This is a genomic window from Paraburkholderia sp. UCT31, from assembly GCF_014397655.1.
GTDB lineage: Bacteria > Pseudomonadota > Gammaproteobacteria > Burkholderiales > Burkholderiaceae > Paraburkholderia > Paraburkholderia tuberum.
On the sequence record NZ_VZQP01000055.1, the window covers coordinates 15,807 to 27,548 of the forward strand.

Here is an 11,742-nt window from a genome sequence, read left to right on the forward strand (position 1 = left end):
GACCCGTGTTGGCCAGATTAGCTCCGCTTCGGCATGGGTTCAACCTTTGAGCACGCCATCCGACAGGAGGAGTCGTGAAACTGACCGATTTCGATACACTGACTTTTGACTGCTACGGCACCTTGATCGACTGGGAGAGTGGCATCCTTGAAGGCCTGAGGCCTCTGCTGGAGCGAGCCAGGACACCGCTCACGCGTCACGAGGTTCTCGAAGCGCACGCTCGCCACGAGTCGTCGCAGCAGAACTTCACCCCTGCGAAGCGCTATCAGGAACTGCTTCCCATCGTATATAAGCGCATGGCTGAAGAGTGGGGCCTGCCCTATACACACGAAGAATGCGTGGCGTACGGCCAGTCGATCGGAAACTGGCCGGCATTCGCCGATTCCGCGGTCGCGCTGCAATATCTGAAGAAGCACTACAAGCTGGTCATCCTCTCGAACATCGACAACGAAAGTTTCACCTTCAGCAACGCCAGGCTGCAGGTTGAGTTCGACGCCATCATCACAGCGGAGGACGTCGGGTCCTACAAGCCGTCGCCGCGCAACTTCGAGTACATGCTTCAGAAGCTCGATCAGCGCGGCATCAAGAAGGAAAAAATCCTTCACACGGCAGAAAGCCTCTTCCATGACCACAAGGCCGCAAACGAGTTCGGCCTGGCATCGTGCTGGATTTACCGGCGTCATTCGCAGCCGGGCTTTGGCGCGACGATGAACCCGGGCTCGCAGCCTGACATCGACTTCCGCTTCGACAGCATGGCGGACTTCGTCGACGCGCATCGGGAAGCGCTGGTGAACTGAGCATCTTCGCGCCGTTGAAACGCGCCTGCCCGGTGGTAACATTTGTTGTCATCTCTCACTCCGGCCCCGACCCACCTCACCATGCCAGACAGCTTCGATCAGCTCGTCGCCCTGATCCGGGCGCGCTTTCCCGAACTGAGCCCGCAGTTCCAGATGGGAGCGGGCTTCCTGCTCGATCATCCCGACGAGGTCGCGGTGTCGTCGATGCGCAAGGTGGCCGAGCGCGCGCAGGTGCAGCCCGCGTCGCTGGTGCGGCTGTCGCAGCAACTGGGGTTTCCCGGCTGGAACGAATTGCGCGATCTGTTCGTCGCGCGCGTGCGCACGCGGCCCGAGCCGTTGACGAGCCGGGCGCGCTCGATGGTCAAATCGAAAGATGCGCTCGCGAACGATCTTCTCGTCGCGCAGCAGCACAATCTCGAAACGACCGCCGCGCATAACGGCCGCGTGATCGTCGAGGCCGCGCGCGTGTTGCGGCGTGCGTCGCACGTGCACGTGGCGGGCTTCCGCTCGTGTTACGCGGTGGCGTTCGGTCTCGTCTATGGCTACCGGCTATTTCGTCCGTCGGTGTCGCTGCTCAACGGCGAGGCCGGCACGCTCGAAATGCAACTGCGCACGATCGAGCGCGACAGCGCGACCATCGTCATCAGCTTCGCGCCGTATTCGGTCGAAGCCGCGCGCGTCGCCGAGGCCGCGCTCGACAAAGGCAGCAAACTGATCGCCATCACCGACAGCGCCGTGTCGCCGATCGCGTTGAACGCCGACAAGGTACTGATCTTCTCGCACGAAAGCCCATCGTTCTTTCCGTCGCTGGTGGCCGCCACAGCGATCGCCGAAGCGCTGGTCGCGCATTTGCTCGCGCTCGAAGGCGCGGATGCGCTCGAGCAGCTTGCGCTCGCCGAACAATCGTTGCATGCGAAGGGCGCGTACGTGCCTTGAGCGATTGCGTGAGGCCACGCCGCGCTCCACTCGATATCGTTCAAGGCATTTGACAACAAATGTTGTATTGGCGTATAAATACGTACCGATTGTTGAATATGGTGCGACCCGTGGCGTCGATGCAGGAATTCAGTGTTTTTCAGGTCAGCGGCGAGCCGTACGACATCGGCTACCGGCTCGGCGAAATCGCGCTCGCCGCGGCCGGCCCGCTGCAACCGGCGGCCCTGCTCGACGTACTGCACGATCGCGCGCCGTCGGGCTTGCCGATCTATCGCGACGATCCTCACGATCCCGACGACGAAAACACCCTCGCCACCGCGCTGTTCGAAATCGGCAACGCTGGTGTGTCGATGAAAGCGTATCGCCAGAGGCAATGCGCGTTCGACACTTTCGTCGCATGCGCGACGCCCGAACCGGCCCGCGTTTCAGCGCCCGCCGCCCTCACCAGGAACTGAACATCATGTCCACCGTTTTTCATCGCTCTCCGAAGCAATCCTTGCCGGTGGCCGTCGCGGGCGACGGCATCGAAATCATCGACTCCACGGGCAAGCGTTATATCGACGCGTCGGGCGGCGCAGCCGTGTCGTGCCTCGGTCACAGCAACCAGCGCGTGATCGACGCGATCAAGCGGCAAGCCCAACGGTTGCCGTACGCGCACACGTCGTTCTTCACGACGGAGCCGGCCGAGCAACTGGCCGACCGGCTCGTCGCGAGCGCGCCGGCCGGACTCGAGCACGTGTACTTCGTGTCGGGTGGCTCGGAGGCGATCGAGGCAGCGCTCAAGCTCGCGCGTCAGTATTTCGTCGAGAAGGGCGAGACGCAGCGGCGCCATTTCATCGCGCGTCGGCAGAGCTATCACGGCAACACCCTCGGCGCACTCGCGATCGGCGGCAATGCATGGCGCCGCGAGCCGTTCCTGCCGATCCTGATCGAAGCGCATCACGTGAGCCCGTGCTACGCATATCGCGAGCAGCGCGCGGACGAAACCGAAGAAGCGTTCGCTCAGCGTCTCGCCGATGAACTCGAGCAGAAGATTCTCGCGCTCGGTGCGGACACGGTCGCGGCGTTCGTCGCGGAAACGGTGGTCGGCGCCACGGCGGGCGCGGTGCCGCCGGTGCGCGAATACTTCCGCAAGATCCGCGCGGTGTGCGACCGCTACGGCGTGCTGCTGATTCTCGACGAGATCATGTCGGGCATGGGCCGCACCGGCTATCTGTACGCGTGCGACGAAGACGGGGTGGCGCCCGATATGCTGACCATCGCCAAGGGCCTTGGCGCGGGTTATCAGGCGATCGGCGCGACGCTGGTCAGCGACCGCATCTATCAGACCATCGTCGGCGGCTCCGGCTTCTTCCAGCATGGCCATACCTATATCGGCCATGCGACCGCGTGCGCGGCCGCGCTCGAAGTGCAGCGCGTGATCGCGGAAGACGATCTGCTGGCGAACGTGCAGGCGCGTGGCGAGCAGTTGCGCGGCCGGCTGCGCGAGCACTATGCGCAACATGCGCATATCGGCGACGTGCGCGGGCGCGGCTTGTTCGTCGGCGTCGAACTCGTCAGGGATCGGGTTACCAAAGAGCCGTTCGACGCCAAACTGAAACTGCACGCGACGATCAAACGCGAAGCGTTCGCGCGCGGCCTGATGGTGTATCCGATGGGCGGGACCGTCGACGGCAAGAGCGGCGACCACGTGCTGCTCGCGCCGCCGTTCATCTGCACGGAGCGCGACATCGACGAGATCGTCAGCCGCCTCAGCGATGCGATCGGCGCGTCGCTCGCCGCCCTCTGAGATTCGACCCACCGCCTTTTGCGAGAACGATGATGACCGAGCGCTTGCCTCACTTCGACATGTCCACTGCCACGCCCGAACAGAAGGCGGTGCTCGACGAAATCCTGTCCGGCCCGCGCGGCAACCTGAATGGGCCGTTCCTCGGCTGGATTCACAGCCCCGAACTCGCGCAGCACGCGCAACGCCTCGGCGCGTTTTGCCGCTACCAGACCGGGCTGCCGCTGCGGCTGTCGGAACTCGCGATTCTGGTGACCGCTTCGCGCTGGCAGGCCCAGGCGGAGTGGTACATCCACTATCCGATCGCGCTGCAGGCGGGCGTCGGCGAAGCGGACGCCGAGGCGATCCGCCAGGGGCGCCGCCCCGAGTTCGCCGATGCCGACGACGCGCTGATCTACGACTTCGCGAGCGAACTGTACGAGACGAAGCGCGTGACGGCCGCGACGTATGCGCAGGCGGTCGGGCGTTTCGGGCATCAGGTCGTGATCAACCTGGTCGGCCTGCTCGGCTACTACGCGCTGGTCGCGATGACGCTGAACGTGTTCGACATGCGCGCATTGGGGCAGCAAAGCCTGCCGTTTCCCGAATAGCGCTTTTGCCAACGAGCGGCTGCGCAGCAGCGCCGCGCGCGCCAACGAAAAGCCCCGGTTGCCGAACTTCGCAACCGGGGCTTTTTACTGCGCGCTGCATTAACGACTTGCGCGCTCAGTTATCACGATCAGTTACCACGATACGTCGAAAAGAGACGTTGCTGCACCGTCGCCGGCGCGCCCGCGTCCGACGAACTGGCCTTCGCGCCGCCGACGTCTTGCGAACCTTGCGCCGAAGCGGTGACGATCGTCGAGTCCTGGGGCACGGCCTTCGGATAGGTGGTGTCGTTCTGGTTCAGGAGGCCTGCTTTTTGCGCGGCTACGAGTTCGGCGCGCACCTGAGCGCGCGTGACCGGACCGTTTGCCTGCTGGGCGAACGACAGTGCCGGAACGATAAGAGCGGATGCGACGACGACTGCGGAAAGAAGCGATTTCATGACGACCTCCAATTGATTGTGTGGTGGATCGGTGTGAACCGCGTTCCCCGATCCGTTGAACGCAGTCTATTTCTTACGAGGTCAGCAAAAAAGCGGCTTTCTGGCGAAATATTGTTGCCAGTTTTGAAATAGTGAAAAAGGCGCTTTTCCGCGCCGGGACGCGGAAGCGCCTATGATGAAATCCGGTCCACGCCCGCGCCTGCAAGCCGCGCGGCACCTGCGACCGATGCCCAGGCGCGGACACATCCGGGCGGACCGCCGCGGCGGGCATCATCTTTGGTCGAGCAGCGTGCGCGGCAAGGCACAAACAGGAGAGAGCAATGAAGCGCAAGGCATCGGCAGTCTGGCAAGGCGGTCTGCAGAACGGCAAGGGCTCGATTTCCACCGACAGCGGCGTCCTGAAGGACACCCAGTACTCGTTCGCGACGCGCTTCGCGGACGGCATCGGCACGAATCCGGAAGAGCTGATCGCGGCTGCGCATGCGGGATGTTTCTCGATGGCGTTGTCGGCGGAGCTGGGCAAGGCCAACATCACGCCGGAGCGCATCGGCACCACGGCCACCGTCACGCTCGACAAGGACGGCGGCGGCTTCGCGATCACCGCAGTGCATCTCGACGTGACCGTGAAGATTCCGGGCGGAGACAAGGCCGCGTTCGACAAAGCCACCGCGGACGCGAAGGCCGGGTGCCCAGTGTCGAAGGTGCTGAATGCGACGATTACCATGGATGCGAAGCTCGAGACCTGAGCCCCTGCTGTCACTGTGAGCGCGCAACGAAGCCGGCGACGGGCCATGTCCGCCGCCGGTTTTTTGATGCCGGTTGTCGAATGAACGGATGACCCCGACGCGAGTAGGCCTACGGAATGCCATCCTTGATTTATTGAACATCCAGTCATAATATCAACGGACCGACGCAACCAGGCAACAAGGTCATCGCAATTGAGTCATTCAAAGCAAGCCGCGAAAAAAGCTGGCGAAACATGTCAGCGCGGCCGTCCGCGCGAGTTCGACACGGCCACCGTGCTGGCGAACGCGAGCCAGGTGTTCTGGGATCACGGCTACCACGCGACGTCGATCGACGATCTGTGCAAGGCCACCGGCCTGCTGCGCGGCAGCCTGTACGGCGTATTCGGCGACAAGCACGGCATCATGCTCGCCGCGCTGGATCATTACTCGGAAGGCGCGGTCGCGCGGCTTGCGCAGCGACTGAGCGCGACGGCCGAACCGGAGCAGGCGCTGCGCGACGCGCTGCTGCACTACGCGAGGGTGTCCTGCGCATTGAGCGGCCGGCGCAGCTGTTTCATTACGAATACGACGCTCGAAATGCAGCCCGATGACGAAGTGCTGCGCGCGCGCGTCGCCGCGATTCAGCGCCGCATGGCGACTTTGCTCGCTGCGGCGGTGATCCGCGGTCAGGCGAGCGGCGCATTCGATTCGACGCTCGACGAACAAGCCGTCGGCGATTTCCTGCTATGCGTGATGCAGGGCTTGCGGGTCATGGGGCGGGTCGCGCATCAGCAAGATGCGCTGATCGGCATCGTCGATGTGGCGATGCGCGCGCTGGTGTAACGCCTCGTCCGCGAGTCTTGGCGCAAAATTTTTTAACCAATTTTTGAACGATCGGTCATGAAAAGCGAAGCAATCAAGTCCGCTCCGGCGTCATTCGGTGGGTCCGTCAGCTGCGCGGCGAGCGCAGCCGTGACCGGTCCCGGCCCGGCGATGGCCGGCATGGCTGTCGCCGCCAAAGCGTCGGCGCCCGGCTTTCAGCGCCAGGCGCTCGCGCTCGCCGTGCTGTTCGTCGGCGCCTTTCTCGCGCCGCTCGATTACTTCATCGTCAATCTGGCGCTGCCGTCGATTCACACGGGCCTCAACGCGAGCGACGCGCAACTGCAGCTCGTCGTGTCGGCTTATGCGTCCGCCTACGCGGTGCTGCTGATCACGGGGGGCCGCCTTGGCGATCTGTTCGGCCGCCGTCGCATGTTCATGACGGGCATGGCGGCTTTCGTGATCGCGTCGGCGTTGTGCGGCTTCGCGACGAGCGGCCACATGCTCGTGATCTCGCGCATCGTGCAAGGCATCGCGGCCGCGGTGATGGCGCCGCAAGTGCTCGCGACGATTCGTGCGGTCGTGCCGTTGCATCAGCAGACGCGCGTGATGAGTCTGTATGGCTTCGTGTTCGGCTTGTCGTCGATCGTCGGGCAACTCGGCGGCGGCGCGCTGATCACGTATCACCCGTTCGGGCTCGACTGGCGCGTGATCTTCCTGATCAACATCCCGATCGGCATCGCGGCGTTCATCGGCACATGGAAGTTCGTGCCGGAGAACCAGCCGGCCACGCATACCGGCGTCGATCTGAAGGGCGTCGCGCTGCTGTCGGCGGTGCTGCTGCTCGTCATCTATCCGATGACGCATGGCCGTGAAGCCGGCTGGCCCGCGTGGACCTTCGCCATGTTCGCACTCGCGGTGCCGGTGTTCGCGCTGTTCGTCGCGACCGAGCGGCGCGTCGAGCGCGCTGGCGGGCATCCGCTCGTCGATCTGCAACTGTTCCGCAATCGCGCGTTCGCGCTTGGTCTCGTGCTCGCGTTCCTGTTCTATTGCAATAGCGCGTTCTTCCTGACCTACGGCATCTTTCTGCAAACCGGCCTGCACTGGACGCCGCTCGCGTCGGGCATCGCGATCATGCCGTTCGCGTTCGGCTTCGTGATCGGGCCGTTGACGTCGCCGGCCGTGGTCAAGCGCATCGGCGCCCATGTGCTGACGCTCGGTTTCTCGATGATGACGCTGGGCTTCACGGTGACCGGCTGGTCCGCGACACAATCCGCGACGCCCGATCTGCTGTTCTACTGCGGGCTAGTGTGCGCGGGCGTCGGACATGGTCTGCTGTTGCCGTCGATCATGCGCATCGTGCTGCAGGAGGTGGTGCCGGAGAAGGCCGGGCTTGCATCGGGTGTGGTCTCGTCGACGTTGCAGATCGGCTCCGCGTTCGGCATCGCGGCGATCAGCGGCGCGTTCTTCGGGGCGCTCGGCGGCAGTTCGACACCCGCCTCTTATGCGCACGCGTTCCAGCTGAGCCTCGCTATCAATGCCGTGCTGATGTTCGTGTGTATCGGCCTTAGCGTGCTGCTGGTGCGTCATCAGCAAGGCGTGCGGCGCCCGGTCGCCCCGGCAGTTTGAAGTTAATCCGCTGGTAATCGCTTTCATTTGTTAGCTTGCTGAAAAAACCGTTCAATTTGAACGAAGCGGTATAACGAACTGCATGGTATTTACCGGCGATCTACTCGTTCACAGGTAACTCTGATTTAGATCAAACTGGCTCATCCGATTAACGGCTCGACGACATCGCGTCAGCTTTTCTAATCAGATGAAACCGACCTCGCATTTTCTACCTGCCTGCAAATGGCCTGCAGTAAGTGTTGCGTTTGTGCGGTAGCGCACATAGGGTTAGCCGCAAGGTGTCGCGATGATTGTTTTCGGTAATGCACGGAACTTTAGCCCGCGAGCATGAACTGCGGGTTCAATGAAAACGGTATCAATAAAAAAGCGCTTGCCGCGTTTAAATTCGATTGTTAATCTGTCTTAACTTTAGAGTGTACGTTCAACAGGTCGGAGTCGATAAAGCCGGGCTCAACTTAATAAACGCTCAAGATAGGGGGACCCAATATGCTGACCGCTACCATTGACGCATTCCAGACAACATCCGCCGCCTTCAATGTGGGCGACGTCGTGAAGTTAAAAGAAGGGGGCCCGCGCATGACCGTGACGTACGCAGGTCCGGTCGCGCTGAATCCCGGCGACTGGGTGATCTGCGAGTGGTTCGACGAACACGGCGAACTGCGTCACGAAAGCTTTGCCGCGCAAGCCGTGCGTGCGGAGCCGCGCTCCATTCCGGCGGGCTCGGTACAGGGGAGTCGCATCGGGCGCGCGGCCTGAGTGACGCCCCTGAGTGACGCCCGTGCACGTCAATCAATCGGTTTCCTGTTGTTCGTTTGTTGCTCGTATTGCTCGAGCCGCCCGAATCGTTTCAGCGCTCGGGCCGGTCGCGCGCGGCCTCGCGTCGCCGCACCCGCAGCGTCAGCGCCGATGAAAACGCGCGCAAGGTCGACACCTTGCGTGTCTCCACGACGTCCCGCGCGAGGCTCTCCGCCGGATTCGGCTGTAGCGCCCAATACAGGGCGAGCACCCAGCCGAGTATGGTCCAGCCGAGGCAGGCATTGAAGAGCGCGAGCGTCAGCACGTCGCGGCGCTTGCGCCGGTCCGCGATGATCGCCGGCAGAAAATACAAGGCCAGCGCGAACGTCGCGCCGATGGCCTGAACGGCCACGTTGCCACCCATACAAGCTCCTGATGCGCGATGCATGTAGCGATTGTCGCGCGAATGGCGGCCGCGCGCCTCGCACCTGCGCGTTCCAGTCTCCACCCCAATCACCGCAAGGGGTTCAGCCCGACACGCATCGGGACTATCATGATCGTTTCGACCGAACAGTACTTCACGGACCCGATCATGATCACCGACGACACGACCCAGCAGGCTCAACTCAACCCGGACACGCTACGAGAATTCGTCGAGCGCAAGTGGAACGACGAGATCGTGCCCGCGCTGACGGACTACATCGCGGTGCCGGCCAAGAGTCCGGCGTTCGATCCCGACTGGGCGAAACACGGTTATCTGGAGCGCGTGATCACCGACGCCGCGCAATGGGCCGAGCAGCAACCGGTGCGCGGCCTGAAGCTCGAGGTGGTCCGCCTGCCGGGCCGCACGCCGGTGATCTTCTTCGAGACGGCCGCGACGCGCTCGGGCAGCGACGAAACCGTCGTGCTCTATGGCCACCTCGACAAGCAGCCCGAGTTCGATGGCTGGCGCAACGACCTCGGTCCGTGGACGCCGAAGTTCGAAGACGGCAAGCTCTACGGCCGCGGCGGCGCGGACGACGGCTACGCAATCTATGCGAGCCTGACGGCGCTCGCCGCGCTCGATGCACAGGGTGTCGAGCGTCCGCGCTGCGTCGGGCTGATCGAAACCTGCGAGGAGTCGGGTAGCTACGATCTGCTGCCCTACGTCGATGCGCTGCGCGAGCGGCTCGGCAACGTCGGGCTGGTCGTGTGTCTCGACTCGGGCGCGGGCAATTACGATCAGCTGTGGCTGACTACGTCGCTGCGCGGCCTCGTCGGCGGCGATCTCGAAGTGCAGGTGCTCGACGAAGGGATCCACTCGGGCGTATACGGCGGCATCGTGCCGTCGAGTTTCCGCATCATGCGGCAACTGTTCGACCGTCTCGAAGACTCCGCCAACGGCACGCTGCTGCCGAAGGGCTTCCACTGCACGGTGCCGGCTGATCGTCTGCGCGAAGCGGAGGCCGCCGCAAAGGTTCTCGGCGATGACGTCTGGAAGAAGATGCCGTGGGCGTGCGGCCAGGACGGCCGTCAGGTGCTGCCCACCACGACCGATCCGCGCGAGGCGCTGCTCAATTCGACGTGGCGTCCGTCGCTGTCGGTCACGGGCGCGGCTGGCTTGCCCGCGCTCGCCGACGCCGGCAACGTGCTGCGTCCGCGCACGGCGTTCAAGCTGTCGCTGCGACTGCCGCCGACCATCGAAGCGGAGAAGGCGGTCGCCGAACTGAAGGCGCTGCTCGAATTCGATCCGCCGTACAACGCGAAGGTCACGTTCAAGCCGGATGCGGGCGCGGCGAGCGGCTGGAACGCACCGGAGGTCGCGCCGTGGCTCGCCACCGCGCTCAACGATGCGTCGCGTCAGCACTTCGGCGCCGACGCGGCCTACATGGGTCTCGGCGGCACGATCCCGTTGATGAACGTGCTGAAGGCGGGCTTCCCGAAGTCGCAGTTCATGGTGTGCGGCGTGCTTGGGCCGAAGTCGAACGCACATGGGCCGAACGAGTTCCTGCACGTGCCGTACGGCAAGAAGCTGACGGCTGCGGTTGCCGAAGTGATTGCCGCGGCGCCGTGAGTTCTGGTTTCGTTTGAGTGGGGCTCGGGCGTGACCCGGGCCCGCTGTTTATCGATGCTGCTTTGATGCAGCTGTTTGTCCCGCCGTTTCATTCCTTCCGTTCGAACCTCACCGACACGCTGAATGACCGACTCCCAGACTGCCCAAACCACCACGCCCCGGATTCCGGCCGATCAACTGCATGCCTACGTCAGGGCGATCTGGGAGCGAGCGGGCAGTACGCCGCGCGAAGCGGAGCTGGTAGCCGATCATCTGGTGGCCGCGAATCTGACCGGGCACGACTCGCACGGCGTCGGCATGATCCCGCGCTATGTCGAATCGCTCGCGGAACAGCAACTGCAACTGAATCGACACGCCGACGTCGTGAAGGACGCGGGCGCGGTACTGACCGTCGAAGGCGGCAAGGGCTTCGGTCAGGTGATCGCGTTCGAGGCGATGGAGCGGGGCATCGAGCGCGCGCGGCGGCTTGGCGTCTGCGCGGTGGGCTTGCGCGGCGCGCATCATATCGGCCGCATCGGGCATTGGGCCGAGCAGTGCGCGCGCGCCGGGCTGGTGTCGTTTCACTTCGTCAACGTGGCGGGCGATCCGCTCGTCGCGCCATTCGGCGGCGCGGACCGGCGCATCGGCACGAATCCGTTCTGCGCCGCTTATCCGCGGCCCGGCAAACCGCCGCTGGTGCTCGACTTCGCGACCAGCACGATCGCGTTCGGCAAGACGCGGGTCGCTTATAACCAGGGCAAGCACACGCCACCCGGCGCGCTGATCGATCACGAAGGCATGCCGACGCTCGAACCGAAAGTGATGCACGAAGCGCCGTTCGGCGCGCTGACGCCGTTCGGCGGCTACAAGGGTTTCGGGCTCGCGGCGATCTGCGAGATTTTCGGCGGCGCGCTGTCGGGCGGCTTCACGACGCATGCGGACACGCTCGGTACCACGCACGCGATCATCAATTGCATGCTATCGGTGATCATCGATCCCACCGCATTCGACGCGCCCGATGCGCAAGCCGAAGCCGATGCGTTCCTCGCGTGGGTGAAGGCGTCGCCGCTCGCGGCGGGCGCGGAGCGCATCTACGAACCCGGCGAGCCCGAGCGCGTGACGCGCGCGCAGCGCGAGGCCGCCGGCATTCCGATCGACGCGGCTACGTGGACGCAAATCCACTGCGCGGCGCGCGCCGTCGGGATGGATGAAGACGAAGTGGGTGGTTGGTCCGCGCGCCTCGGCTGAAGCGCGCG

At 64.1% G+C, this 11,742-nt stretch carries 13 protein-coding genes; 11 read left to right on the forward strand and 2 right to left on the reverse strand.

Going from position 1 to position 11,742, the window contains the following annotated elements; genetic code table 11:
- The first annotated feature begins 74 nt into the window (after positions 1–74).
- The 5 genes from F6X40_RS33075 (at position 75) to F6X40_RS33095 (ending at position 4,109) form a co-directional block, all read left to right on the forward strand.
- Positions 75–797, forward strand: coding sequence for a haloacid dehalogenase type II (locus F6X40_RS33075; protein ID WP_187630722.1), 723 nt, complete (start codon positions 75–77; stop codon positions 795–797).
- Between the two features lie 81 nt (positions 798–878).
- Complete coding sequence (locus F6X40_RS33080; protein WP_187630723.1) at positions 879–1,733, forward strand: MurR/RpiR family transcriptional regulator; 855 nt, start codon at positions 879–881, stop codon at positions 1,731–1,733.
- Positions 1,734–1,831: 98 nt separating this feature from the next.
- Positions 1,832–2,188 (forward strand): hypothetical protein, encoded by a 357-nt coding sequence (locus tag F6X40_RS33085; protein WP_410452555.1) that lies wholly within the window; start codon positions 1,832–1,834, stop codon positions 2,186–2,188.
- A 5-nt stretch (positions 2,189–2,193) separates the two neighbouring features.
- The gene (locus tag F6X40_RS33090; RefSeq protein WP_187630724.1) at positions 2,194–3,522 is read left to right on the forward strand and encodes an aspartate aminotransferase family protein; all 1,329 of its coding nucleotides are present in this window, start codon (positions 2,194–2,196) and stop codon (positions 3,520–3,522) included.
- A gap of 32 nt (positions 3,523–3,554) precedes the next feature.
- Complete coding sequence (locus tag F6X40_RS33095) at positions 3,555–4,109, forward strand: carboxymuconolactone decarboxylase family protein (RefSeq protein WP_187630746.1); 555 nt, start codon at positions 3,555–3,557, stop codon at positions 4,107–4,109.
- Positions 4,110–4,237: 128 nt separating this feature from the next.
- Here the strand turns inward: F6X40_RS33095 and F6X40_RS33100 are convergent, their stop codons facing one another.
- The gene (locus F6X40_RS33100; RefSeq protein WP_184039690.1) at positions 4,238–4,546 is read right to left on the reverse strand and encodes a DUF4148 domain-containing protein; all 309 of its coding nucleotides are present in this window, start codon (positions 4,544–4,546) and stop codon (positions 4,238–4,240) included.
- Between the two features lie 320 nt (positions 4,547–4,866).
- Between F6X40_RS33100 and F6X40_RS33105 the strand changes: the two genes are divergently transcribed.
- From F6X40_RS33105 to F6X40_RS33120, 4 genes are all read left to right on the forward strand, one after another.
- Positions 4,867–5,292: an OsmC family protein gene (locus F6X40_RS33105; RefSeq protein ID WP_184039692.1), complete on the forward strand. Its 426-nt coding sequence runs from the start codon at positions 4,867–4,869 to the stop codon at positions 5,290–5,292.
- A 192-nt stretch (positions 5,293–5,484) separates the two neighbouring features.
- On the forward strand, positions 5,485–6,114 hold the full coding sequence (locus F6X40_RS33110; RefSeq protein WP_187630725.1) for a TetR/AcrR family transcriptional regulator: 630 nt from the start codon (positions 5,485–5,487) through the stop codon (positions 6,112–6,114).
- Between the two features lie 57 nt (positions 6,115–6,171).
- Positions 6,172–7,719 (forward strand): MFS transporter, encoded by a 1,548-nt coding sequence (locus F6X40_RS33115; protein WP_187630726.1) that lies wholly within the window; start codon positions 6,172–6,174, stop codon positions 7,717–7,719.
- Positions 7,720–8,205: 486 nt separating this feature from the next.
- Complete coding sequence (locus tag F6X40_RS33120; protein WP_187630727.1) at positions 8,206–8,475, forward strand: YodC family protein; 270 nt, start codon at positions 8,206–8,208, stop codon at positions 8,473–8,475.
- 91 nt (positions 8,476–8,566) lie between these two features.
- Here F6X40_RS33120 and F6X40_RS33125 read toward each other — a convergent pair whose 3' ends face one another.
- Positions 8,567–8,878 carry a superinfection immunity protein gene (locus tag F6X40_RS33125; protein WP_187630728.1) on the reverse strand — a complete coding sequence of 104 codons (312 nt, stop codon included), beginning with the start codon at positions 8,876–8,878 and terminating at the stop codon, positions 8,567–8,569.
- Positions 8,879–9,046: 168 nt separating this feature from the next.
- Here F6X40_RS33125 and F6X40_RS33130 point away from each other — a divergent pair, with 168 nt between their 5' ends.
- Together F6X40_RS33130 and F6X40_RS33135 are read left to right on the forward strand one after the other, a co-directional pair.
- Complete coding sequence (locus F6X40_RS33130; RefSeq protein ID WP_187630747.1) at positions 9,047–10,507, forward strand: M20 family metallopeptidase; 1,461 nt, start codon at positions 9,047–9,049, stop codon at positions 10,505–10,507.
- Between the two features lie 123 nt (positions 10,508–10,630).
- Positions 10,631–11,734, forward strand: coding sequence for a malate/lactate/ureidoglycolate dehydrogenase (locus F6X40_RS33135; RefSeq protein ID WP_187630729.1), 1,104 nt, complete (start codon positions 10,631–10,633; stop codon positions 11,732–11,734).
- Positions 11,735–11,742: the final 8 nt, after the last annotated feature.

Bases quoted from the DNA above. Each gene is read 5' to 3' on its own strand.
- F6X40_RS33080 (WP_187630723.1), top strand. From the start codon at position 879: ATGCCAGACAGCTTCGATCAGCTCGTCGCCCTGATCCGGGCGCGCTTT.
- F6X40_RS33085 (WP_410452555.1), top strand. From the start codon at position 1,832: ATGGTGCGACCCGTGGCGTCGATGCAGGAATTCAGTGTTTTTCAGGTC.
- F6X40_RS33090 (WP_187630724.1), top strand. From the start codon at position 2,194: ATGTCCACCGTTTTTCATCGCTCTCCGAAGCAATCCTTGCCGGTGGCC.
- F6X40_RS33095 (WP_187630746.1), top strand. From the start codon at position 3,555: ATGACCGAGCGCTTGCCTCACTTCGACATGTCCACTGCCACGCCCGAA.
- F6X40_RS33100 (WP_184039690.1), bottom strand. From the start codon at position 4,546: ATGAAATCGCTTCTTTCCGCAGTCGTCGTCGCATCCGCTCTTATCGTT.
- F6X40_RS33105 (WP_184039692.1), top strand. From the start codon at position 4,867: ATGAAGCGCAAGGCATCGGCAGTCTGGCAAGGCGGTCTGCAGAACGGC.
- F6X40_RS33115 (WP_187630726.1), top strand. From the start codon at position 6,172: ATGAAAAGCGAAGCAATCAAGTCCGCTCCGGCGTCATTCGGTGGGTCC.
- F6X40_RS33120 (WP_187630727.1), top strand. From the start codon at position 8,206: ATGCTGACCGCTACCATTGACGCATTCCAGACAACATCCGCCGCCTTC.
- F6X40_RS33125 (WP_187630728.1), bottom strand. From the start codon at position 8,878: ATGGGTGGCAACGTGGCCGTTCAGGCCATCGGCGCGACGTTCGCGCTG.
- F6X40_RS33130 (WP_187630747.1), top strand. From the start codon at position 9,047: ATGATCACCGACGACACGACCCAGCAGGCTCAACTCAACCCGGACACG.
- F6X40_RS33135 (WP_187630729.1), top strand. From the start codon at position 10,631: ATGACCGACTCCCAGACTGCCCAAACCACCACGCCCCGGATTCCGGCC.